Here is a 21,673-nt window from a genome sequence, read left to right as displayed (position 1 = left end):
GTGCTTGGTTCTAGTTCTAGACGTGCAAAAGGCTGGGCGCTGCTCCGAGCAGGCTCTTGGTGTAATCGTTGGTGGGCCGGTCAAAGACCTCCGCGGCCGGTCCTTCTTCGACGATCCGCCCGTAGTACATGACGCAGATCCGGTCGGAGACGTAGCGGACGGTCTGGATGTCATGGGAGATGAAGACCATGCCCAGGTTCAGTTCCCGCTTCAGATCCGAGAGCAGGTTCAGGACCTGCGCACGCACCGAAACGTCCAGGGCCGACGTCGGCTCGTCAGCCACGATGATCGAGGGATCCAGCGCCAGGGCCCGGGCGATGGCCACGCGCTGGCGCTGCCCGCCGGAGACCTGATGCGGAGTGACCTCCGCGGCGGACTGCGGCAGCCCCACCAGGCCAAGCAGTTCCTTCACCCGGGCCGTGCGGGAAGCCTGGGTGCCGATGCCGTGGACCTGCAGGGGATCGGTGAGGATGTCCTGGATGGTCATGCGCGGGTTCAGTGCGGTGGCCGGGTCCTGGAACACCACGCCGACGGCGCGGCCGAAGGTCTTCTTCGATGAGGTCCGCGTGTTGACCTTCTGCCCGTTGAACAGCACCTCCCCGGCCGTGGGTTCCTGCAGGCCCACCAGCACGGAGGCCAGCGTCGACTTGCCGCAGCCGGATTCGCCCACGATGCCCACGGTTTCGCCGCGGCGGACGGTGAAGTCCACGCCGTCCACGGCCTTGACGATGTTCGGGCGGAACAGGGAACCGGTGCGCGCCCGGTGGTGAACCTTGATGCCCTTCAGTTCCAGGACGGGTGCGGTGCTGTTTTCCGTGCTCATGCTTCCTGCCTTGTGCTTGTGCCGGATTCAACGAGGTCTGCGGGCGCGGTTTCGTGGCTGGCCCAGTAATGCGTGCTGTCCCCAACCTGGACGAACTCCAGGACCTGGTTCGGATCGGCGTCGGGCCGCAGGGAACGCTCGGCGAACCGGTCGCCGGAAGCGAAATCCCGGGGCGAGGGAACCGTGCCCTGGATCTGGTGCAGGCGTTCGGCACCAGCCTCGATGGAGAGCACCGCGCCGAGCAGACCGCGGGTGTATTCGTGCCGGGGGTCCTGCAGCAGGTCCGATACGTCGCCGGATTCGACCACCTGTCCGGCATACATCACCGTGACACGGTGGGCCAGGGATGCCACCAGGGCCAGATCGTGGCTGACGAACACCATAGCGAAGCCGAGCTGCTCACGCAGTTCGTTCAGCAGGTCCACAACCTGCTTCTGCACGGTCACGTCCAGCGCCGTCGTCGGTTCATCCGCCACCACGATCTTCGGTGAGCGGGAGAGTGCCATGGCAATGAGCACCCGCTGGCGCTGGCCGCCGGAGAGCTCATGCGGATAGCTCCTGAGCGTGCGGTCCGGATCCAGCTTCACCAGTTCCAGCAGTTCGCGCGGGCTCTTACGGCCGCCGCGGCGGGTGAGCTGCAGCATCTGGTCCTTGATCAGCATGGACGGGTTCAGCGAGCTGAGCGCGTCCTGGTAGACCATGGCGATCTGTTCGCCGCGCAAGCCCTTGTAGAGCCGGTCGCGGTCCTTGGGATCGTTGGTGAGCAGTTCCTTGCCGTTGAACCGGATGGAACCGGTCAGCTGCGCGGTGCGGGGCAGCAGGCCCATGATGGCCAGGGACGTAATGGACTTGCCGCAGCCGGATTCGCCCACCAGGCCCATGGTCTCGCCTTCGCGGACGGTGAAGCTGACCCGGTCCACAATGGCGGTGTCGCCGTAGCGCTCCGGGAAGCGGATGGACAGGTCCTTCACTTCCAGGATCACGGGGGCGTCGTCAGCGACGGCCGGCAGCCGGTCCGTGCGGGAGGCCTCGACGGCGGCAAGCCGGTTCAGTTCCACTGCCAGGGCTTCCAGCGAGCCGGGTTTGTGCACGTTCGCACCCACGGAAGGCGCGTCGGCAACCTCTAGGGCATCGCCGTCGTGCTCGGTCAGCGAGGTGCCGGCGGCGTCCAGCGCGGAAGGCTGGGCAGCGGTGGCAACGGCGTTGACGGCGGCGGGAGCCTGCTGCTTGCGGGGTGTGCGGATCCGCGGGTTGACCATGGCATCGGTCAGCCCTTCGGCCAGGATGTTCAGGGCCAGGACGGTAAGCAGGATGGTGATGCCGCCAAAAGTGGTGGGCCACCAGGCGCCGCTGAAGACCACGTTGCGCCCGTCCGCCATGACGTTGCCCCAGGAGGCAGCGGGCTGCTGCACGCCGGCGCCCAGGAAGGACAGGGAGGCTTCCAGGATGATGGCGTCGGCGACCATCACGGTGGCGAAGACCAGAACCGGGGCGGCGCAGTTGCGGGCAATGTGCTTGAGCAGGATGTACGTGCGGCCGGCGCCGATCACGCGTTCGGCGCGGACGTAGTCTTCGCCGTACTGGGCCAGCACGTTGGCGCGGACCACCCGGGCCAGCTGCGGGGTGTAGACAATGGCGATCGCGAGGATCAGCACGGGGACCGTGGAGCCGAAAAGGTTCAGCGAGTGCTCCCGCAGCGCGAACAGCAGGGCAGCTGCCAGGGCGATGCCGGGGAAGGCCATCAGGATGTCGAGGATGCGCATGACCGTCTCGCTGACGGCCTTGCGGGACGTCGCAGCGATCGCGCCCAGGATTGAACCGAAGATCAGGGCCAGGGCAACGGCGCCCAAGCCGATCGCGATAGAAACGCGGGCGCCGTAGAGCATGCGGGAAAACACGTCATAGCTGGAGCCGTCCGTGCCAAAGAGGTGTTCCCCGCCCGGAGCGAGCACGGGGGCACTGGACTCGTTCTCGCCGAAGGGAGCGAAGAACGGACCAATGATTGCGACCAGGACAATGAACGCCAGGAATCCCAGGGCGAGCTTTGAGCTGAGGGTCAGTGCAGTGAAGCGGGCTCCGGTGCTGCTGAGCCGTTCGGCCAGTGAGTTGCGCATGGTTACACCGTCCGGATTCGGGGGTTGATGAGCAGGTACAGCAGGTCAACGACGATGTTGACCAGGACAAACGTGACGGCGATGGTGAGGACCGCGCCCTGCACGAGGTTGGTGTCCGACGTCGTCAGGCCCACCACAATCAGGTCACCCATGCCGTTGAGGCTGAAGATCTTTTCGATCACGACGGCGCCGCCGAGCAGGTAGCCCACACGCAGTCCCAGCACGGTGACGGGGGTGACGAGGGCGTTGCGCAGCACGTTCCGCGCAACCACGGTCCGGTAGGGGACGCCGTTGCCGATGGCGGTTCGCACGTAGTCGCGGTCCAGCTCCTCCACCATGGAGGTGCGCACCACGCGGATGAGGGACGCGGAGACCGGAATGCCCAGGGCCAGGGCGGGCAGAGTCATGGCATAGAGCCAGCCAACAAAGCCGTATTGCTCCGCCCAGTCCAGGCCGCCGGTGGGGAACAGGGAACCTTCCCGCAGGGCGAGCCACTGGATCAGCAGGATGGCCAGCCAGAAAGAGGGCGTGGCGATCGCCGCAATAGAGAAGATGCGGATTGCCTGGTCCGGCCAGCGGTCGCGGTACAGGGCAGCGGTAATGCCGAGCGTCAGCGCCAGCACCACGGCGAGCAGGATGCCCAGGAAGGTCAGCTGCAGGGTGACCGGGAAGGCCGCGGCGATTTTGGTGGCTACCGATTCTTCGGGCGGGTTGGTGACGCCGAAGTCCAGCCGGAGGACACCGCCGAGGTAGCGGAAGAACTGGATCAGCAGAGAGTCGTTTAGCCCGCGTTCCTCACGCCAGGCTTCCTTGGCGTCTTCGCTGGCGTTCTCGCCCAGGACGGCGGTGGCGCGGTCGGCAGGGATCACGGAAAGGACCAGGAAGACCATCACGGTCACGCCCAGCAGCATGAGCGGCAGGACAGCGAGCCGGCGCCCAAGCAGGCGGATAAACATTGTCACGCAGGAACTCCAATGTGCGGGGTAAAACCGGCGGGATGCCCGGGGGAGCACCCCGCCGAGTGTGCGGCTGTTTCCAGCTGTTACTTGCGCCCGACACCGACGAAGGAGACGCCGGTGGTGGGCAGCGGCTGGAAGCCGTCCAATGCGTTTGAATCCCAGGCGGTGGGCAGCTTGCGGTGGAAAAGCGGGTACAGCGGAGCTTCTTCGGAGACGATGTCCACCACCTTCGCGTGGATGGCCTTGGCTTCGTCTTCGCTGAGCTTCACGGCTTCATCCAGCTTGGCCTGGACGTCCGCGTATTCCGGGGTGGTGTTCCAGCCGGCACGGTTCTCCATCCAGGTGGCCCCGCGGTAGAACCAGCTGAGCAGGATGTCGCCGTCGTTGCCGAAGACCGACGGATCGCCGGGGGCGCAGAGTACGTCGAAGTTCTTGCCGCCCACTTTTTCCGGCGCGTAGACGGCAGCTGACTGCAGGATTTCGAGGGTGGTGCTGACGCCGATCGCGTCCCAGTACTCCTTGATCAGGGGCACGACCCGGGTGACCCAGCCGGTGTCAGTGGAGGTCAGGGTGATGGTCAGGTCCTGGACGCCGGCTTCCTGCAGCAGCGACTTGGCCTTCGCGGCGTCGTAGCCGTAGACCCCGGCAGCCTCACTGTAGGACGGGTGGCCCTGCTGGAAGTACGACGTCGCCGCCGTGGCGTTGCCCAGCAGCGCCTTGGTGATGACGGCGTCGGTGTCGATCGCGTAGTGCAGGGCCTGACGCACACGCTTGTCGGAAAACTTCTCGCAGTTGAACATCAGGAACAGCAGACCGAAGGACTGGACGGATTCAACGTCCACCTTGGTGGCGAGCTGATCCACGTCCAGGTAGGGGACGTCTTCGATGGCCTGTGTGCGGGAGGGTACCGAGGCGACGCGGGCTGCGGGGTCCGCGAGGAGCAGCCAGGTCATGTCCGCGACCCGCGCCGGGTACTTGCCGTTGTAATCGTCGAACTTCTTGAAGACGATCCGGTCTTCCTTCATGGCGGACACCAGGCTGTACGGGCCGGATCCCACCGGCTTGAGGTCGAAGCCTTCGGGGTCCGCAGTGACCACGGCCTTCGGCACGATCTTGATGACCGAGATACGCGGGCTAAAGCCGGGGAAGGGGTACTTCAGCTTGAACTCGACCGTTGAATCGTCCTTGGCGCTGACCGAGTCAATGAAGGGGATGAACCCGGCGAACAGGGACTGATTGGCAGGATCCAGCACACGCTCATAGGAGAACACCACGTCTTCGGTGGTGACCGGATCACCGTTGTGGAACTTCGCGCCGTCGCGGAGCTTCACTTCCCAGGTGGTGTCATCAATCTTCACTGGCTCTGCCGCAGCCAGGGCGAGGTACGGTTCGCGCGTGGCGGGGTGCAGCTCGGTGAGGCCTTCAAAGATGTGCAGGTTGGCTGCCTGCGGTGTTGCACCGGTGGAGATCATCGGGTCAAAGCCGGTGGAGAGCTGGTAGGAGATTCCGGCCTCAATGGAACCGGTGCCTGCGGCTGCGGAACCGGTGCCGGCCGGAGCGGGGCTTCCCCCGGGGCTGCAGGCGGAGATTGAACCTGCGAAAGCGGCGGCGGCACCCATGACGCCGGCCAGCTTGAGGAAGTTGCGGCGGCTTGAATCGTTCAGCAGGCCGCTGGTTTCAAGAAAATTGTTCATCTGTTGCCTCGCCATCCATGTCACTTATCGGACGTAGGATGTCCGATGCTTGTCTCGAGAACTGTAAGGTTCCTCACACGGGAACGTCAAGGGATAACATCAGACTCTTTTGCAACTCTGTTCTAAAGATAGGACATCCTATAACCTGTGGTGCTATCGGCTAAGTTTTAATCGAGACCCTTTTTGATCTGTGTCCCAGGAGGACCTATGAGCCTGCCCCATGCTTCACTGCCGCCGGCGCGGTTCAGCGCCCAAAACCGTTCACGGGCGCTGCAGGCTGAAATCATGGAGCTCATTCTGGAACGGGACCTCCGGGCAGGCGATGCCCTTCCCACCGAAGCAGAGCTGGTGGCCGCCCTGGGCATCGGACGGAACACGCTGCGTGAAGCCCTCAAGGTGCTCCAGGCCCTGGGTGTGGTGGAGATCCGGCACGGCTTTGGCATGTTCGTGGCGCCGGCAAACTTCGATGCGCTGGCGGACGGGCTGACCTTCCGCGGCCGGCTCTCCCTCCGGCACGAGGGAAAGGAAGCCCTGCAGCTGGTCGACGTCCGGCAGGCACTGGAAGCCGGCCTGATCGGTGAGGCCATGGACCTGTGGACCCCCGAGCATCTGGCTGAGATAGAGGCGACGGTGCAGGAGATGGAAGCCGCTGCGGAGAGCGGAAACAACTTCACGGAGGTCGATGAGCGGTTCCATTACCAGCTCTTCGAACCGCTGGGCAATGAGCTGCTGTCCAATCTGATGTCCGTCTTCTGGAAGGTCTACCGTAAGATCCACCTGGAGCTGGGAGGCGACCCGCTGGTCAACCTCAGGGAGAATGCCGCGGTCCACCGCGGGATTCTGGAGGCGGTAAAGGCCGGTGACAAGGAGCTGGCCTCCGAACGGCTCCGCCGGCACTTCGACGGTATCCGGGCCCAGCTGGCGAAACTGCGTGACGCGTGAGGACCGAAACGATGAACCGCCCTGCCGCCCCGCTGGTCCGCAGCCTGGCGCCGGAAGATATTGGACCTGCGGCCGCGGAACTGGTGCTCGCTGCGCTGAACGGCCGCCGGGACCCGGTGATCGGCGTCGCCACCGGTTCATCCCCGTCCCCCCTGTATGACGCCCTCGCAGCCGGGCACACAGATTTCAGCCGGGCCACGTGGTTTGCCCTCGATGAGTACGTCGGCCTGCCGAAAGGACATCCGGAAAGCTACGCCGAAGTGCTGCGCCGGGAGATCATCGAGCCGCTGGGCCTGGATCCGCATTCGGTGCATCTCCCGGACCCGCACCGGGATGATCTGCAGGCCGCCTGCACGGACTACGAACGCCGGATCACAGCTGCAGGAGGCATCGACCTGCAGATCCTGGGCATCGGACGCAACGGCCACCTCGCTTTCAACGAACCGGGCGGGCCGCTGGACTCACGGACCCGGGTCGAAGTTCTCACCGAGGACACCCGCCGGGCCAACCAGCGGTTCTTCGACTCACTGGACGGCGTTCCCACACACTGCCTGACCCAGGGCCTGGGAACTATTCTCGAAGCCGGACAGCTGCTGCTCATTGCCCGCGGAGAAGGCAAGGCCCCCGCCCTCCGCGCCGCGCTGAAAGGCCCGGTCAGCCCGGAGTGCCCGGCCTCTGTCCTGCAGCTGCACGGCCGGGTCACCGTTCTGGCCGACGCCGCAGCCGCCTCCCTTCTCTAGTCAAAGGACCATTTACATGACGGCCATGAATCCTGTTCCGGCTCAGTCCGCCGGCCGCCCGCGACTGGTGCTGAGGGGGCCTGCGGTAACCGGTCCGCTGCTGGAGGACGCTGCGGTGGCCGTCGACGGCGGCGTCATCGCCTACGCGGGGCCGCAGAGCGGACTCGATGTCCGGCCGGAAGACGACGTCATTGAGCTGGCGGCAGGCGAGGTATTGGTCCCCGGCCTGGTGGACCTGCACTGCCACGGAGCCTACGGCGTCGACTTCTCCCGTGCGGATGCCGGCGCGATTCGCGAAGCTGTTGGCAGACTGCACCGCGCCGGGACCACCACGGTCACAGCCAGCCTGGTCACGGACGAACCGGAATCGCTGCTCCGTCAGCTGGCGCTGCTCGCGGACCTCGCTGAGGACGGTGTGGTCACAGGAATCCATCTGGAAGGCCCGTTCCTGTCCGAAGCACGGTGCGGAGCGCAGGACCCCCGCTGGCTGCTGGCACCGGACCTGGAGCTGGCCCGGGAACTGGTCCTCGCCGGCCGGGGCTGGCTGCGGACGATGACCTACGCACCGGAGCTTCCCGGAGCCGGCGGTCTGGTGGAACTTCTCGCAGCGAACGGTGTCACGCCGTCGCTGGGGCACACTGCCTGCACCGCTGAACAGGCGGATGAATCCCTGAAGCTGGCGGCCCGGCTCCTCGCGGCGCCCGGCGGGGACGCCGTCCGGCCAACGGTCACCCATCTTTTCAACGGCATGGATCCGATCCACCACCGGGCGCCGGGAGCCGTGACTGCCTGCCTGCGTGCTGCGAAGGCAGGCAATGCGGCGGTGGAGCTGATTGCGGACGGGACCCATCTGGACCCCTACCTGGTGGCGGCGATGTTCGACCTGCTCGGTGCCGGGAACATTGCGCTGGTGACCGATTCAATGGCCGCCGCGGGGCTGGCTGATGGCCAGTACCGGCTGGGGCCGGCCGAGGTGCTGGTGCAGGACGGGGTAGCTCGGCTTGCCGCGACCGGCTCGATTGCCGGAGGTACGGCAGCCATGGCGGACCTGGTCCGGAACGCGGTGCAGGCCGGAGTCAGCCTGCCCGCTGCGGTGCGTGCGGCCGCTGGCGTCCCGGCCGGTGTGCTCGGCCGCGGCCAGGACCTGGGGTCGCTGATCCCAGGTGCGGCTGCTGACCTTCTGGTGCTGAATGAGGCGCTGGTTCCCGTTCGGGTGATGTGCAGGGGTAGCTGGCTCTCCTAGCCGGGAGTACGGTCCTGCGGCTCAGCTAAGCCGTTCGGTGAGGCGGACGGTGACGGTGTCCCCGATGTCCTTGCCCAGCTTCTTGCGCAGCTTGGCGCTGATGGAGAGCATGTGGCCACCCTGGCCGGTGGGCATCAGGCCGCCGCGGATCGGTTCCTCATCCACGGTCGCTGCCACTTTGACGGTTTTTCCCGTGCCGAAGAACTCTGCCGATCCGGGCATTTCCACACAGGACCAAACATCGCCCTTTACCTTCACCCCGATCGGCGCAGTAAAGGTGTGATCGAGCGGGCCCGGGACTGTCGCCATGCGTGTTCTCCTGTTCAGGGCCGGTATCGCTGCCGGCCCTGCCACCCTATCGGTTTCCCGGAGGGAGAGGAACGGTGGTGCCGCGTGCCGCCGGAGGCTTAAACGCCACCGGCCCGGCCAGGTGCCGTAAGCACCTGCAGCCGGGCCGCCGTCGTACGTTTGCTACTTCTTTGCCGGAACCAGTTCCGGGTGGTGGATCGCTGCGACCTGCGGGTGGGCACGGAGCCAGCCCTTCAGAACGTTGGCACCGTAGGAAGCCAGCATCGGGTTCTGCGGGTCATCGGAGATGCCGCGGGACTGGTCCGCCAGAGCCGGCGGCAGCTGCACGGGATCAATGACCGAATCCAGGCGCGGGGACCAGAAGAACGGAATGGCGTAGCGGTCCACGCCGGGCGGCGGAGCCTGGACCCGGTGGATGGTTGCAGAGAGGTAGCCCTGGGTGGCGACTTCAAGCATCTCGCCCAGGTTCACAACCAGCGCGCCGGGGATCGGCTCAACAGGCAGCCATTCATCGGACTCGTGCGGCTTGACCTCCAGGCCGCCCACCTCGTCCTGCAGCAGGAGGGTGACAAAACCGTAGTCGGCGTGGGAGCCAACACCCTGGGTGCCGGCTTCCTTCACGACGCCGCCTACGTAGTGGATGAGCTTGGCCATCCACGCCGGGGTGCCCTCGAACGGTTCGGTGAAGTGGTCTTCCGGCAGTTCCAGGGAGACGGAGATGGCGGAAAGCAGTTCGGCGCCCACCTCGCTCATCAGCTCAGCCCACTCCATGGACGTCTTGCGCAGTTCCGGCAGCACGGTGTCCGGGAAGAGGTTGGGGCCCTGCACCAGCCAGTAGGGCTGGTCTGCGGGGTAGTCCGTGACGGGCTCGCGCTCCGGGCCGAAGTCGACCTGCTCGCGGGCATCGGGGCGGCCCTGGGTCAGTTCGGTGCCCAGCCGGGTGTAGCCGCGGAAATGCGGGGACTTGCGGTTATCCAGTTCCAGGCGGTCTTCGAGCGGCAGGTCGAAGAAGCGCTTGGTGACATCGAAGAGGTCCTTGACGCGTTCTTCGCCAGCCCCGTAGCCAACCAGCTGGAAGAACCCGATCTTGTGGGTCGCTTCACGCAGCTTGTCGATGAATTCAGGGTTGAAGGTGCCGTCCGCATTGCGGGCCGTGCTGAGGTCCAGAACAGGAATCGATGTGGGGTTATCGCTCATTCCGGAAACGTAGCACCGGGGCCTGTCAACTGGGAACCAAATGTTACGCAACATAGCGTCATTCGGCTCTGACCTGCGGTTTTAGCGTGGTGCTGGTGTGGTGTGGCGTAATAAAAGGCCGTTTGAGGGGGCTGCTGGACGGAACCGGAGGGAAAGCCCCGGCCTACACCACGGCCGAGTCGTCCCCGGCCTTCCCGGCCGCCATCTCAGTCCAGCGGCGCAGGAACGCTTCACCGGCGTCGTCATGGATCAAATCCCCGGCGGTAAGGATCGGGTACGGCTTCTGCGGCACGCCGTCGGCCGGACGCACGTCCACGTGCGCGACGTCGAAGCCCAGGGCATGCAGCTCGTCTGCCATGGCGTAGTCGGTCCGGGAATCACCAACCGTCCGCCAGGTCCGGGGCACGGGAGTTCCGGCGTCCTCAAGCAGGGCCAGTGCGCGCCGGGCCCCGAGGTCCTTGCCCACGCCGAGCGCTTCGATATCCGTGGAGATGATGGTTGGGTCGATGCGGTAGTCAATCGAGTCGTCGGAGTCCGGCGCATGGTGGTCCAGCCGGCACACGCCCATGTCGAACGTGGACATCAGCGCCAGCGCATCGGCGTCGAACTCTTTCTGTTCGGTCAGGTAGTCCGCGTTGGCCACGTCCACGTTCTGCTCCACGGAGACCATTGAACGCTTGGTCTCGTCGAAGAACATGTGCCCGGTGTACTTCTCCGCCACCAGGTCCCGAACCGCGGACGCGTACTGTGCCGGCAGGGCCAGCTCCTCATCCACACTGATGCTGCCCGGGCCGGAGCCGTTGAAGGAGAACCAGACGCCGCCCTTTTCACAGATGGCATGCAGCGTCACGTCCGCCGGCAGCCCGGCGGCGATCATCGGCTCCATGACCTGCGTGCGGATGAATTCATCGGACCGCCCGGTGTTAAAGACCACGGGCCAGCCCGCACCGGCCAGGGCAACAAGGTGCCCGATGACGGCGGGGGAGACGGTGCGGGTCAGCGGGGACGCCACCGGGCCGTCGACGTCGAGCAGGAGGCCAAAACGTGCAGAAGTCATGCCTTTAGTATCCCGTGACCTGCCCGGACACCGCACATGGGCCCGGATCCGCGTAATCCTGCGGGTGCTGCCGGGGCGTCCTGTTTCCTTGGGTGCCGAACTTCTCTACTCTGGATTAGTGATCTTCAAAGCTGTTGGCGATGTGCGCCCCTACCCCGACCATGGATACGTAACCCCCAAGGACTGGGCAGCGGTACCTCCCCGGCAGGTCCGGCTGGACGAGCTGGTGACCACCAAGGCCACCCTGGATCTCGGTGCTTTGCTGGCCGAGGACTCGACCTTCTTTGGAGACCTTTTTCCGCACGTAGTGCAATGGAGGGGCACCATGTACCTGGAAGACGGACTGCACCGGGCAGTCAGGACAGCTTTGCACCAGCGGACCATCCTGCACGCGCGCGTGCTGGTGATCGATGACTAACGAGCCCCCTCGAGGGCAGCGCAGGGGAGCCGAGCAAAAGGGCGACCCCACCGAGTGGCACGGCCACCGGATCGTGACGGAACAGGACCTGGGTGCCGTCTTTGACGGCGAGGGCGACGAGGCAGCCGCCGAGCTGCGGGCCAAACGCAAAAGGACCCTGCACGGCGTGGTGCTGGGAGTGCTGGCGGGGCTGCTGGTGCTGGCAGCCGTTGTTGCGCAGGGCATCAGTGCAGGCTGGATCAATCTTCCCCGTCCGGAAGCGCGTCCGGCAGTTGAAACAGGCTGCCCGGCCGGGCCATATCTGTACCAGTCCCCGGAAACCGTGACCGTCAACGTCTACAACACGACGGCGACTCCCGGACTGGCCGGTGAAGTGGCCGAAGCGCTCAAGTCCCGCGGGTTCTCCATCGGAGTCGTGGGCAACAGCACCGTGAACCGGGAAGGGATGACGGCGATCATCCTTTCCGGGCCCGACGGCGAGTCGGGCGCGTTTACGCTGCAGCAGCAGATCCCGGACACCCAGTACATCCAGGATGACCGGGATGATGCCTCCGTGGATGTGGTGATCGGCTCCGGCTACAGCACCCTGGTTCCCGTGGAGAAAGCCGAGGCCGCTGCACCCGGGCCGATCAGCTGCCCGTGGAAGAGCAACGCGCCGGAACCGGAGGCCGGAAGCTAGCTAGCAGCCGCTGCCGTCCACGGCGCAGGCTCCGCCTTCCGGCACCACCGGCTGGAGCGGACGCTGCCCTTCGGCCCAGGCCTGGTTCAGCGCCTGGGTGAACACTTCTTCCGGCTGCGCGCCGGAGATTCCATACTTGCGGTCCAGCACGAAGAACGGCACGCCGCTCAGGCCCAGGGCGCGGGCTTCGGCAATATCTGCATTAACTGAGTCGGTGTACTTGGCGCCTGCGAGGGCTTCCCGAACCGTCTCCGGATCCAGACCGGCGTCGGCACCGATCTTGGCCAGTACGTCGTGGCTCGAAATGTCCTGGCCCTGCTCGAAGTGGGCTGCGAGTAGTGCTTCCTTCACGGCGGCTGCTGTTTCGGCGCCGCCCAGGTCACGGGCCAGATGGATCAGGCGGTGCGCGGTGAAGGTGTTGGCTACAACCAGGTCATCGAAGCGGTAGTTCAGACCCACGCCCGCGGCCTGGGACGTGACGTGTTCAAGCATCCCGGAGACCTGGGCGGGATCCATTCCCTTGACCTTGCTGAGGTACTCAACCTCGGAGCCTTCGAACCGTTCGGGCAGGCTCGGATCCAGCTGGTAGCTGCGCCAGCGGACCTCCACCTCCGGGGCATGCTCAAAACGGGACAGGGCAGCTTCAAAGCGCCGCTTGCCAATGAAACACCAGGGGCATCCGATATCGGACCAGATTTCTACCAACACATTCTCTTACAACTTCCCCCGCCGGGATTTCTATTCCCCGCCGGGCGCCGGTGGACCGTTCCGCCCCGCCGGTTCCTGTGACATGATCCACGGCATGAAAATCACTCGACAGACACTCGTCATCGATGCACCCGACCTCAATGTTGAAAGCACGTTCTGGGCGTCACTGCTCGGGGGAACTGCCGTTGAACAGGACGATGACTGGCACAGCATTCAGGTCGACGGGGAAAAGGTGCTCGCCATCCAGCTGGCTCCTGACCACGTCCGGCCGCAGTGGCCCGACGGCGAGCCGCAGCAGATGCACCTGGACCTCCACGTCGAAGATCTGGCGTCCGCGCATGCCGAAGTCCTGTCGCTGGGCGCCGAGCTGCTGCAGCCCGCCGCTGACACCTCGGCGCCAGACGGATTCCAGGTCTACGCGGATCCGGCCGGGCATCCGTTCTGCCTGTGCTGGGGCGAAGGCTAGCTGCGCACGCCGGCGTCCGCCGTCGTGCTTCCGGGAGTGCTTTCAGGGGCGCCGGTTTCATCCGCCAGCACCGCGCGCTCCCGGCCCGCACCGCGGACCCAGATTCGGTAGGCCACGAAGAGGAACCCGATCCAGACCACGCCCACGATCAGTGCGACGCGGGTATCCGGCATGATGCCCAGCAGCACCACAATGAAGACCATAAAGGCCAGCGCTGCGTAGGAGGCCAGCGGCCAGAACGGCACGCCGAACTCCGACGCCGCCAGGCCCTTGCGCTTGATCTCGCGTTTCATGGCGATGTGGGAGAGCAGGATCATCAGCCACACCCACACAGTGGCGAACGTGGCGATCGAGGCGATGAGCAGGAACAGGGACTCAGGCAGCACTGCGTTGAGCACCACTCCGACGAGGAGCACGCCGGCCATAACGGCCACGGTCATCCACGGCACGCCGCGGCGGGAAATCCGGGCGAATCCTGCCGGCGCCTGGCCCTGCTGCGCGAGGGCGAACATCATGCGGCCGGCGCCGAATGTGTCTGAGTTGATCGCCGAGAGCGCGGCCGTAATCACGACGGCGTTCAGGATGTGCGCTGCAGCGGGAATGCCCAGGGAGTCGAAGATCTGCACGAACGGGCTGGTCTCGCCGTCGATCTGCTCCCACGGGAAGATCATCATGAGCACGGCCAGGGCGCCGACGTAGAAGAGCAGGATGCGCACCGGCACGGTGTTCACCGCGGCAGGGATGGCCTTCTTCGGGTTCTCGGCTTCGCCGGCCGTGATGCCGATGGTTTCAATGCCGCCGAAGGCAAACATCACCACGGCGAAGGAGGCCAGCAGGCCCCAGAACCCGTTGGCGAAGAAGCCGCCGGAGCCCAGCAGGGTGTCCAGGCCGGGATTCGCTGCGTCTTCGAGGCCAAAGCCGAACACGATGATGGCTGCGCCGCCGGCGATCATCGCAATGATGGCTGCCACCTTGATGATGGAGAGCCAGAACTCGGTCTCCCCGAAGACCTTGACCCGCATCAGGTTCAGCGCTGCGATCAGCAGCACGACGGCGAGGATCCAGATCCAGCGCGGCACGTCCGGGAACCAGAAGCCCATGTAGATGCCGAAGGCCGTGACGTCCGCGATTGCCACGATCGCCATTTCAAAGGCGAACGTCCAGCCGGTGATGAATCCGGCGAACGGGCCGAGGTAGCGGCTGGCGTACTGGCCGAAGGATCCGGAGACCGGATGGCGGACGGCCATCTCACCCAGCGCCCGCATCACCAGGAAGACCGCTGCGCCGCCGATGATGTAGGCGAGCAGGACAGCCGGGCCGGCAGCCTGGATGGCTGCGGCGGAGCCATAGAACAGTCCCGTGCCGATTGCGGAGCCGAGGGCCATAAAGCGGATGTGCCGGACATTCAGTCCGCGGGCCAGGGCCTGGCCGAAGGAAGACATGCAGAAATCACCTTGAAATGGGGGAAAGCCGCAGACAGCAGCCCATCCATGCTACGCCTCCCGGGCGGCACCGGCGTCGGGGAGTGGCGGCGCCCACAGCTGCTGCACGCGGGAACGCAAAAGCGGGGGCCGGACGTTTTCGCGTCCAGCCCCCGCTCAATGCGGCGGTATTAGGCTGCTGCGGGTTCCCGGGATTCGTGCAGGAACCGTGCGTAGGCCGGAACGGTCAGGAAGGTGGGGAACTGTTCGCCGCAGGCGACTTCCTCGAACAGCTCCAGGGCGTCGTTGAAGCGGTCGCCGTCGAAGCGCTCCAGCTTGGTGAACTCTTCTTCCATCAGTTCCTGGACCCAGTGCGGGGTCACGATCTCGCCCTCGTCGGTCACGGCCGAGGAGTGGATCCACTGCCAGACCTGGGACCGGGAGATCTCTGCGGTGGCGGCGTCTTCCATCAGGTTGTTGATGGCAGCAGCGCCGTTGCCCCGCAGCCAGGACTCGATGTAGCGGATGCCCACCTCGATGTTGGAGCGGATGCCGGCCTCGGTGATCACACCCGGGGTCGCTGCGATGTTCAGCAGTTCCTTGTCATTCGGGATGACGTCCTCGCGGGAGCGGTCCAGCTGGTTCGGACGCTCGCCCAGTACGCCGTCGAACACCTCCATGGCCACCGGCACCAGATCCGGGTGGGCCACCCAGGAGCCGTCAAAGCCGTCGTTCGCTTCGCGGGTCTTGTCAGCGCGCACCCGCTCCATGGCGACGTCGTTTGCTGCCTTGTCCCGGCGGTTGGGGATGAAGGCTGCCATGCCGCCGATTGCGTGGGCGCCGCGGCGGTGGCAGGCCCGCACCAGCTGCTCGGTGTAGGAGCGCATGAACGGAGCGGTCATGGTCACCATGGAACGGTCCGGGAGGATGAAGCGCGGGCCGCGGGTGCGGAAGTTCTTGATCACCGAGAAGATGTAGTCCCAGCGGCCGGCGTTCAGCCCGGCAGCGTGGTCCCGCAGTTCGTAGAGGATCTCTTCCATCTCGAAAGCCGCGGTGATGGTTTCGATCAGCACGGTGGCGCGGATGGTGCCCTGCGGGATGCCGAGCAGGTCCTGGGCCAGGATGAAGATGTCATTCCACAGGCGGGCTTCGAGGTGGTTCTCGATCTTCGGCAGGTAGAAGTACGGGCCGCGGCCTTCGGCGATCAGTCGGTGGGCGTTGTGGAAGAAGTAGAGGCCAAAGTCCACGATTCCGCCGGCGATCGGGGTGTTGTTCACCAGCATGTGCTTTTCCGGCAGGTGCCAGCCGCGGGGCCGCACCACGATCGTGGGCAGGTCCGTCAGGCGGGAGCCGGTGACCTTGTATTCCTTGCCCTCGGGGGAGGTGAAGCCCAGCCGGTTGTCCAGGGCATCGCGCAGGTTCAGCTGCCCGTTGATCACGTTGGACCACGACGGCGTGGAGGAGTCCTCCATGTCCGCCAGCCACACCTTGGCACCGGAGTTCAGCGCGTTGATGGTCATCTTGCGGTCCACCGGGCCGGTGATTTCCACGCGGCGGTCTTCCAGGCCGGGTGCCGTGGGAGCCACGCGCCAGGAGCTGTCCTCACGGATGTGCCGGGTCTCGGCCAGGAATGACGGGTCTGCCCCGTTGGAGATCTTCTGCCGGCGGGCCTGACGCTGCTGCAGCAGTTCCTGGCGGCGGGTGTGGGTCGCCTGGTGCAGCGCCTTGACGAAGTCCAGGGCCTGCGGGGTGAGGATTTCCTCCTGCCGGCGGACCGGCGAAGCGGTAAGGGAAATACCGTTCAGGGTGATGGGATCGTTCATGGCGTGCTCCTTGGCGTGTTTCAAAAAGTTTGGGTTCCCGCCCGCCCTCCCTCCCCGCCGAGAGGGCAGTTGCGGCTGTTTTCAGGGCTGAAACGAGCCGTAACTGGCCTCTCGGCGGGAAGGGAGAGACAGACGGGGGTGGTGCTGGTTAGTGGAACTGGGCGGTTTCGGTGGAGCCGGCCAGTGCCAGGGTGCTGCCCTCGGGGTTCAGGGCGGTGGCAATAGCGTCGAAGTAGCCGGTGCCGACTTCGCGCTGGTGACGGGTGGCGGTGTAGCCGCGGTCTTCGGCGCCGAACTCGCGCTCCTGCAGTTCCACGTAGGCGCTCATGCCGGACCGGGCGTAGCCGTGGGCGAGGTCGAACATGGAGTAGTTCAGGGCGTGGAACCCGGCGAGGGTGATGAACTGGAACTTGAAGCCCATGGCGCCGAGTTCGCGCTGGAACTTGGCGATGGTGTCATCGTCCAGGTGCTTCTTCCAGTTGAAGGACGGCGAGCAGTTGTAGGCCAGCATCTGGTCCGGGAACTCCGAACGGACGGCTTCGGAGAACTTGCGGGCCATTTCCAGGTCCGGGGTGCCGGTCTCCATCCAGATGAGGTCGGAGTACGGTGCGTAGGCCTTGGCCCGGGCGATGCAGGGCTCAATGCCGTTGCGGACCTTGTAGAAGCCTTCCGGGGTGCGCTCGCCGGTGATGAATTCCTGGTCCCGCTCATCGACGTCGGACGTGATAAGCGTGGCGGCCTCGGCGTCGGTCCGTGCGATCACCACGGTGGGCGTGCCGGCGACGTCGGCTGCCAGGCGGGCGGCGTTCAGGGTGCGGATGTGCTGGCTGGTGGGGATCAGAACCTTGCCGCCGAGGTGGCCGCACTTCTTCTCCGAGGCGAGCTGGTCCTCCCAGTGAACGCCCGAGGCGCCGGCCTGGATCATGGACTTCATCAGCTCGTAGGCGTTCAGCGGACCGCCGAAGCCGGCCTCGGCGTCGGCCACGATCGGCACCAGGTAGTCATCCACGGACTGGATGCCTTCGGCGAACTCGATCTGGTCTGCACGGAGCAGGGCGTTGTTGATGCGGCGGACAACGGTGGGAACCGAGTTGGCCGGGTAGAGCGACTGGTCCGGGTACGTGTGGCCGGAGTTGTTGGCGTCTGCTGCGACCTGCCAGCCGGAGAGGTAGATGGCCTTGAGGCCTGCCTTGACCTGCTGCACGGCCTGGTTGCCGGTGAGGGCGCCGAGTGCGTTGGTGTAACCCTCGTCGCCGGCGTTGCGGACCTGGTCCCACAGCTTCTCGGCGCCGCGGCGGGCCAGCGTGTGCTCTTCCTGGACACGGCCGCGGAGCTTGACGACGTCTTCGGCAGTGTAGTCGCGCTCAATACCTTCCCAGCGGGGATCGGTGGCCCATTCCTGGGTGAGCTGCTCTGCGGTGCGTGCTGTCTGTCCCGCGCTCTGTTCCTGCGTCATTGCCCAACATCTCCTCGGTTGCGGTGCGAGCCGGCGTTGCGTGAATCCGGCGTTTCCTTGCTGTGGAATCAACACTCGGGCAAAAACAACCTCCTTTCTAGAGGTTTTCTCTGGAAAGAAATGCAGTTCTTCGCTTATTGTGAATTTGTGACCAGTGCAACATGGAACCGGCCCGTTTCAACCGGCAAATCGAACGACGACGGCGCTGCAGACTCCGCTCTCGACGTCATCTCCCTGGGCCGCAGGGTGCGCCACCTGCGCAAAGCCAAAGGCATGACACTCGATGACCTGGGCGCCGCCGTCGGGACGGTTGCCTCGCAGCTTTCCCTGATCGAAAACGGCAAGCGCGAGCCGAAACTGGGGCTGCTGCAGTCCCTGGCGAAGGCCCTGGACGTCAGCATCGACCAGCTGCTTGGATCCGAGCCGCCCAGCCGCCGGGCGGCGCTGGAAATCGAGCTGGAACGCGCCCAGCGCGGCCCGCTGTACCAGTCCCTGGGTCTGCCGAAGGTTCGCATTTCTTCGCGTTTGCCCCTGGATGTGCTCGAATCCCTGGTGGGTTTGCAGGGTGAACTGGAGCGCCGGCTGAACGAGCAGGTGGCCACCCCGGAGGAAGCACGCCGGGCCAACGGCGAGCTGCGGGCCATGATGCGCGAGCGGAACAACTATTTCCCGGAGTACGAACAGGCTGCTCAGAAGGTGCTGGATTCCGTGGGGCACACCAACGGCCCGCTGTCCCAGCACGTCATTGCGGACATTGCCGCGCACCTGGGGTTCAGCCTGCACCACGTTTCGGACCTGCCGCACTCCACCCGTTCGGTGACGGACCTGAAGAACAAGCGGATTTACCTCACCCAGTCCCAGCGTTCGGAGCATGATCCGCGTTCGGTGCTGCTGCAGGCGCTGGGGCACTACGTGCTGGACCACCAGACTCCGCGCAGCTACGGGGAGTTCCTCAGCCAGCGGGTGGCCACCAACTACTTCGCGGCGGCGCTGCTGCTGCCGGAGAAGGCCACCGTGGAGTTCCTGCAGCGGGCCAAGACTGCCAAGGAAATCGCCGTCGAGGACATCCGTGACGCCTTCGCGGTCTCCTACGAAACCGCGGCGCACCGCTTCACCAACCTGGCCACGGAGCACCTGGGCATCCGCACGCACTTCCAGAAGGTGCATGAAAGCGGGATTGTCTACAAGGCCTATGAGAACGACGGCGTGACGTTCCCGGCCGACCACACCGGCGCGATCGAAGGCCAGCCGATCTGCCGGTACTGGACCTCCCGGGAAGTGTTCTCGGTGCCGGATAAGTTCAGCGCCTACAACCAGTACACGGACACTCCTGCCGGAACCTACTGGTGCACCGCGCGAACCGAACGCAGTTCCGGCGGCCTGTTCTCGCTGAGCATCGGCGTTCCTTACGCCCACGTGAAGTGGTTCCGCGGCCGGGACACCACCGAGCGGTCCAAGTCCCGCTGCCCGGATCCGGACTGCTGCCGCACGCCTCCGTCGGAGCTGGCCTCGGAATGGTCCGGCATGGCCTGGCCCAGTGCCCGGGCCCACTCACATCTGCTTGCGGCCCTGCCGCCGGGTGCGTTCCCGGGTGTGGACGAGACCGAGGTCTACAGCTTCCTGCAGGCGCACGCCGGGGACTGACGTTCACCCCTCCCGCCACACCCATCGAGAGGCCAGTTACGGCTCGTTTCGGGCTTGAAAAGAGCCGTAACTGGCCTCTCGGCGGTTAGCGGTGCGGCGTGGGCTCCGGGGGAAGGGCCCAGGGATTACGACGGCGTGGGCAGGGTGAGGATCTCCGCTCCGCTGTCCGTGATGATGATGGTGTGTTCGCTGTGCGCGCTCAGCGCTCCGGTCTCGCTGCGAAGCGTCCAGCCATCGGCGTCGAAGGTGAGCTGGTCGGTGTCCGCCATGACCCACGGTTCCAGGGCAAGCATCAGCCCGGGCGTAAGTACATAACCGCGGCCGGGGCGGCCCGTATTGGGGATATGCGGGTCCTGGTGCATCGTGGAGCCGATCCCGTGGCCGCCGAACTCAGTGTTTACCGGATACCCGGCATCGCTGAGGACCGTGCCGATCGCGTAGGACAGATCCCCGATGCGTGCCCCCGGACCGGCAGCGGCAATCCCGGCTGCCAGCGCCCGCTCGGTCGCATCGATCAGCTTGATGCTTTCAGCCGGTTTGCTGTCCCCGACAATGAAGCTGATCGCCGAGTCAGCAGCGATTCCGGCCTTGGACACAGCCAGGTCCAGGCTGAGCAGGTCCCCGTCCTGCAGTTCGTAGTCGTGCGGCAGGCCGTGCAGCACGGCGTCGTTCACGCCGGTGCAGATGTAGTGGCCGAAGGGGCCGCGTCCAAAGGACGGTGCGTAGTCGATGTAGCAGGACTCAGCTCCCGCTTCCTTGATCATCTGGCCGGTCCACTGGTCGATTTCCAACAGGTTAGTACCGACGGTTGCCCGGGATTTCATGGCCTGCAGGATGTCTGCAACGAGCCGGCCGGTAACCCGGGCCTTCGCCACCTCAGCTGCGTTCAGGATCTCGATCATGTGGTGCCTTTCGGGGGCAGGAGAAATTGGCGTCTGTTCTGCATTCTGGCAGACCGTCTAGGGTGTAGGCATGCCCGAGATGCCCGAAGTGCAGGGACTCGCCGATTTCCTGCGGACCAAGCTGCTGCCCGACGACGGACCGCCCGCGCAGATTTGCGACGTTGAGGTTCTCTCCTTCGCCGTCCTGAAAACGGCCGACGTGCCCCTCGATGCGCTGCAGGCAGGCCCCGTGACCTCCGTGCAGCGCCGCGGCAAGTACCTGATCATTACGGCCGGTGGAGTCTATCTGGTGATGCATCTGGCCAAGGCCGGGTGGCTACGCTGGTCGGACTCGCTGAAGCCCGGAAAACTGCGTCCGGGAAAGGGTCGCATGGCGCTGCGGGTCCGGTTCGTTCCCGCAGAGCCCGGCGGCGATGAGCCCGGCTTCGACCTCACCGAAGCGGGTACCAAGAAGTCCCTGGCTGTCTATCTGGTCCGGGACCCGGGGGAAGTGCCGGGCATTGCCCGGCTGGGTCCGGAAGCGTTCGACGTCGATGCCGAGACGTTCGCTGCGCTGGTCGCTGGGCACCGGGGGCAGATCAAGGGCCTGCTGCGGGACCAGTCCGTGATTGCCGGCATCGGAAATGCGTACAGCGACGAGATCCTGCATGCAGCGCATCTGTCCCCGTTTGCAAACGCGTCCAAGCTCAAGCCGGAGGAAGTCGAACGGCTCTACGAATCCATGCGGGCCGTGCTCGAATCCGCGATCGACAACGCCTCGGGCCGGCCTGCGGCGGAGCTGAAGGATTCAAAGCGCCGGGCGCTGCGGGTCCACGCCCGCACCGGAGAACCCTGTCCGGTGTGCGGCGACACCGTGCGTGAAGTGTCCTTCGCGGATTCGTCCCTGCAGTACTGCCCCACCTGCCAGACCGGCGGCAAGCTGCTCGCTGACCGGAGGATGTCCCGGCTGCTGAAGTGATCCGGCCGTGCGGCACCGTGATGAGCCGGGAACACATAGAGGCGAATGTGACGCCCAACACCCAGGCCTAATGTAACTTATAGACAACACGTGTTGCTTATAAGAAATCACTGGACCCTC

Annotated in this window: 20 protein-coding genes; 8 read left to right on the top strand and 12 right to left on the bottom strand. The window is 65.5% G+C overall.

From position 1 onward, the window contains the following. Positions 1-16: 16 nt before the first annotated feature. The 4 genes from ACWGQ2_RS09180 to ACWGQ2_RS09165 all read right to left on the bottom strand — a co-directional run bounded on the left by ACWGQ2_RS09180 (position 17) and on the right by ACWGQ2_RS09165 (position 5,590). The gene (locus ACWGQ2_RS09180) at positions 17-823 is read right to left on the bottom strand and encodes an ATP-binding cassette domain-containing protein (protein WP_452016485.1); all 807 of its coding nucleotides are present in this window, start codon (positions 821-823) and stop codon (positions 17-19) included. Beyond that, complete coding sequence (locus ACWGQ2_RS09175; RefSeq protein WP_452016483.1) at positions 820-2,937, bottom strand: dipeptide/oligopeptide/nickel ABC transporter permease/ATP-binding protein; 2,118 nt, start codon at positions 2,935-2,937, stop codon at positions 820-822. The genes ACWGQ2_RS09180 and ACWGQ2_RS09175 overlap by 4 nt, the downstream gene beginning before the upstream one ends. A gap of 2 nt (positions 2,938-2,939) precedes the next feature. Next, positions 2,940-3,899 carry an ABC transporter permease gene (locus tag ACWGQ2_RS09170; protein ID WP_452016481.1) on the bottom strand — a complete coding sequence of 320 codons (960 nt, stop codon included), beginning with the start codon at positions 3,897-3,899 and terminating at the stop codon, positions 2,940-2,942. Positions 3,900-3,979: 80 nt separating this feature from the next. After that, positions 3,980-5,590 carry an ABC transporter substrate-binding protein gene (locus tag ACWGQ2_RS09165; protein ID WP_452016479.1) on the bottom strand — a complete coding sequence of 537 codons (1,611 nt, stop codon included), beginning with the start codon at positions 5,588-5,590 and terminating at the stop codon, positions 3,980-3,982. A gap of 207 nt (positions 5,591-5,797) precedes the next feature. Between ACWGQ2_RS09165 and ACWGQ2_RS09160 the strand changes: the two genes are divergently transcribed. Genes ACWGQ2_RS09160 through ACWGQ2_RS09150 form a run of 3 tightly spaced genes read left to right on the top strand, consistent with a single transcriptional unit; the run spans position 5,798 to position 8,515 of the window. Then, on the top strand, positions 5,798-6,532 hold the full coding sequence (locus ACWGQ2_RS09160) for a FadR/GntR family transcriptional regulator (protein ID WP_452016477.1): 735 nt from the start codon (positions 5,798-5,800) through the stop codon (positions 6,530-6,532). Between the two features lie 11 nt (positions 6,533-6,543). Beyond that, positions 6,544-7,272, top strand: coding sequence for a glucosamine-6-phosphate deaminase (locus tag ACWGQ2_RS09155; RefSeq protein WP_452016475.1), 729 nt, complete (start codon positions 6,544-6,546; stop codon positions 7,270-7,272). A 16-nt stretch (positions 7,273-7,288) separates the two neighbouring features. Further along, positions 7,289-8,515: an N-acetylglucosamine-6-phosphate deacetylase gene (locus ACWGQ2_RS09150; RefSeq protein ID WP_452016473.1), complete on the top strand. Its 1,227-nt coding sequence runs from the start codon at positions 7,289-7,291 to the stop codon at positions 8,513-8,515. Positions 8,516-8,536: 21 nt separating this feature from the next. On the opposite strand, the gene ACWGQ2_RS09145 is transcribed toward ACWGQ2_RS09150, so the two are convergent. From ACWGQ2_RS09145 to ACWGQ2_RS09135, 3 genes are all read right to left on the bottom strand, one after another. Then, a complete protein-coding gene (locus tag ACWGQ2_RS09145; RefSeq protein ID WP_091608401.1) occupies positions 8,537-8,824 on the bottom strand; it encodes a DUF1905 domain-containing protein in 288 nt (95 codons plus the stop codon). A gap of 162 nt (positions 8,825-8,986) precedes the next feature. After that, a complete protein-coding gene (locus ACWGQ2_RS09140) occupies positions 8,987-10,021 on the bottom strand; it encodes an isopenicillin N synthase family dioxygenase (RefSeq protein WP_452016471.1) in 1,035 nt (344 codons plus the stop codon). 163 nt (positions 10,022-10,184) lie between these two features. Then, entirely contained in the window at positions 10,185-11,078 is an 894-nt protein-coding gene (locus ACWGQ2_RS09135) for a hypothetical protein (RefSeq protein WP_452016469.1), read from the bottom strand. A 118-nt stretch (positions 11,079-11,196) separates the two neighbouring features. Between ACWGQ2_RS09135 and ACWGQ2_RS09130 the strand changes: the two genes are divergently transcribed. Continuing rightward, entirely contained in the window at positions 11,197-11,496 is a 300-nt protein-coding gene (locus tag ACWGQ2_RS09130; protein WP_066299736.1) for a type II toxin-antitoxin system VapB family antitoxin, read from the top strand. Next, positions 11,489-12,175, top strand: a complete 687-nt coding sequence (locus tag ACWGQ2_RS09125) for a LytR C-terminal domain-containing protein (protein ID WP_452016467.1) — start codon at positions 11,489-11,491, stop codon at positions 12,173-12,175. The genes ACWGQ2_RS09130 and ACWGQ2_RS09125 overlap by 8 nt, the downstream gene beginning before the upstream one ends. Here ACWGQ2_RS09125 and ACWGQ2_RS09120 read toward each other — a convergent pair whose 3' ends face one another. Beyond that, a complete protein-coding gene (locus ACWGQ2_RS09120; protein ID WP_452016465.1) occupies positions 12,176-12,883 on the bottom strand; it encodes a DsbA family oxidoreductase in 708 nt (235 codons plus the stop codon). A gap of 94 nt (positions 12,884-12,977) precedes the next feature. Between ACWGQ2_RS09120 and ACWGQ2_RS09115 the strand changes: the two genes are divergently transcribed. After that, complete coding sequence (locus ACWGQ2_RS09115; protein WP_452016463.1) at positions 12,978-13,349, top strand: VOC family protein; 372 nt, start codon at positions 12,978-12,980, stop codon at positions 13,347-13,349. On the opposite strand, the gene ACWGQ2_RS09110 is transcribed toward ACWGQ2_RS09115, so the two are convergent. The 3 genes from ACWGQ2_RS09110 to aceA form a co-directional block, all read right to left on the bottom strand. Continuing rightward, on the bottom strand, positions 13,346-14,791 hold the full coding sequence (locus ACWGQ2_RS09110) for an amino acid permease (RefSeq protein WP_452016461.1): 1,446 nt from the start codon (positions 14,789-14,791) through the stop codon (positions 13,346-13,348). The two genes, ACWGQ2_RS09115 and ACWGQ2_RS09110, sit on opposite strands and share 4 nt — an antisense overlap. 170 nt (positions 14,792-14,961) lie before the next feature. Next, positions 14,962-16,593, bottom strand: coding sequence for a malate synthase A (aceB, locus tag ACWGQ2_RS09105; RefSeq protein ID WP_452016459.1), 1,632 nt, complete (start codon positions 16,591-16,593; stop codon positions 14,962-14,964). A gap of 148 nt (positions 16,594-16,741) precedes the next feature. After that, the gene (gene aceA / locus ACWGQ2_RS09100; protein ID WP_452016457.1) at positions 16,742-18,049 is read right to left on the bottom strand and encodes an isocitrate lyase; all 1,308 of its coding nucleotides are present in this window, start codon (positions 18,047-18,049) and stop codon (positions 16,742-16,744) included. 120 nt (positions 18,050-18,169) lie between these two features. On the opposite strand from aceA, the gene ACWGQ2_RS09095 reads away from it, so the two are divergent. Further along, positions 18,170-19,693 carry a helix-turn-helix domain-containing protein gene (locus ACWGQ2_RS09095; protein ID WP_452016455.1) on the top strand — a complete coding sequence of 508 codons (1,524 nt, stop codon included), beginning with the start codon at positions 18,170-18,172 and terminating at the stop codon, positions 19,691-19,693. A 125-nt stretch (positions 19,694-19,818) separates the two neighbouring features. Here the strand turns inward: ACWGQ2_RS09095 and map are convergent, their stop codons facing one another. Then, complete coding sequence (map, locus tag ACWGQ2_RS09090; protein ID WP_452016453.1) at positions 19,819-20,595, bottom strand: type I methionyl aminopeptidase; 777 nt, start codon at positions 20,593-20,595, stop codon at positions 19,819-19,821. A gap of 70 nt (positions 20,596-20,665) precedes the next feature. On the opposite strand from map, the gene ACWGQ2_RS09085 reads away from it, so the two are divergent. Further along, positions 20,666-21,553, top strand: a complete 888-nt coding sequence (locus ACWGQ2_RS09085; RefSeq protein ID WP_452016451.1) for an Fpg/Nei family DNA glycosylase — start codon at positions 20,666-20,668, stop codon at positions 21,551-21,553. Positions 21,554-21,673: the final 120 nt, after the last annotated feature.

The organism is Arthrobacter sp. NPDC055585 (genome assembly GCF_053619115.1).
Note: the sequence above shows the minus strand (reverse complement) of the source record. Positions and strands in the feature narration are given on the sequence as shown.

Bases quoted from the DNA above. Each gene is read 5' to 3' on its own strand.
- ACWGQ2_RS09180 (WP_452016485.1), bottom strand. From the start codon at position 823: ATGAGCACGGAAAACAGCACCGCACCCGTCCTGGAACTGAAGGGCATC.
- ACWGQ2_RS09175 (WP_452016483.1), bottom strand. From the start codon at position 2,937: ATGCGCAACTCACTGGCCGAACGGCTCAGCAGCACCGGAGCCCGCTTC.
- ACWGQ2_RS09165 (WP_452016479.1), bottom strand. From the start codon at position 5,590: ATGAACAATTTTCTTGAAACCAGCGGCCTGCTGAACGATTCAAGCCGC.
- ACWGQ2_RS09160 (WP_452016477.1), top strand. From the start codon at position 5,798: ATGAGCCTGCCCCATGCTTCACTGCCGCCGGCGCGGTTCAGCGCCCAA.
- ACWGQ2_RS09155 (WP_452016475.1), top strand. From the start codon at position 6,544: ATGAACCGCCCTGCCGCCCCGCTGGTCCGCAGCCTGGCGCCGGAAGAT.
- ACWGQ2_RS09150 (WP_452016473.1), top strand. From the start codon at position 7,289: ATGACGGCCATGAATCCTGTTCCGGCTCAGTCCGCCGGCCGCCCGCGA.
- ACWGQ2_RS09145 (WP_091608401.1), bottom strand. From the start codon at position 8,824: ATGGCGACAGTCCCGGGCCCGCTCGATCACACCTTTACTGCGCCGATC.
- ACWGQ2_RS09140 (WP_452016471.1), bottom strand. From the start codon at position 10,021: ATGAGCGATAACCCCACATCGATTCCTGTTCTGGACCTCAGCACGGCC.
- ACWGQ2_RS09135 (WP_452016469.1), bottom strand. From the start codon at position 11,078: ATGACTTCTGCACGTTTTGGCCTCCTGCTCGACGTCGACGGCCCGGTG.
- ACWGQ2_RS09125 (WP_452016467.1), top strand. From the start codon at position 11,489: ATGACTAACGAGCCCCCTCGAGGGCAGCGCAGGGGAGCCGAGCAAAAG.
- ACWGQ2_RS09115 (WP_452016463.1), top strand. From the start codon at position 12,978: ATGAAAATCACTCGACAGACACTCGTCATCGATGCACCCGACCTCAAT.
- ACWGQ2_RS09110 (WP_452016461.1), bottom strand. From the start codon at position 14,791: ATGTCTTCCTTCGGCCAGGCCCTGGCCCGCGGACTGAATGTCCGGCAC.
- aceB (WP_452016459.1), bottom strand. From the start codon at position 16,593: ATGAACGATCCCATCACCCTGAACGGTATTTCCCTTACCGCTTCGCCG.
- aceA (WP_452016457.1), bottom strand. From the start codon at position 18,049: ATGACGCAGGAACAGAGCGCGGGACAGACAGCACGCACCGCAGAGCAG.
- ACWGQ2_RS09095 (WP_452016455.1), top strand. From the start codon at position 18,170: ATGCAGTTCTTCGCTTATTGTGAATTTGTGACCAGTGCAACATGGAAC.
- map (WP_452016453.1), bottom strand. From the start codon at position 20,595: ATGATCGAGATCCTGAACGCAGCTGAGGTGGCGAAGGCCCGGGTTACC.
- ACWGQ2_RS09085 (WP_452016451.1), top strand. From the start codon at position 20,666: ATGCCCGAGATGCCCGAAGTGCAGGGACTCGCCGATTTCCTGCGGACC.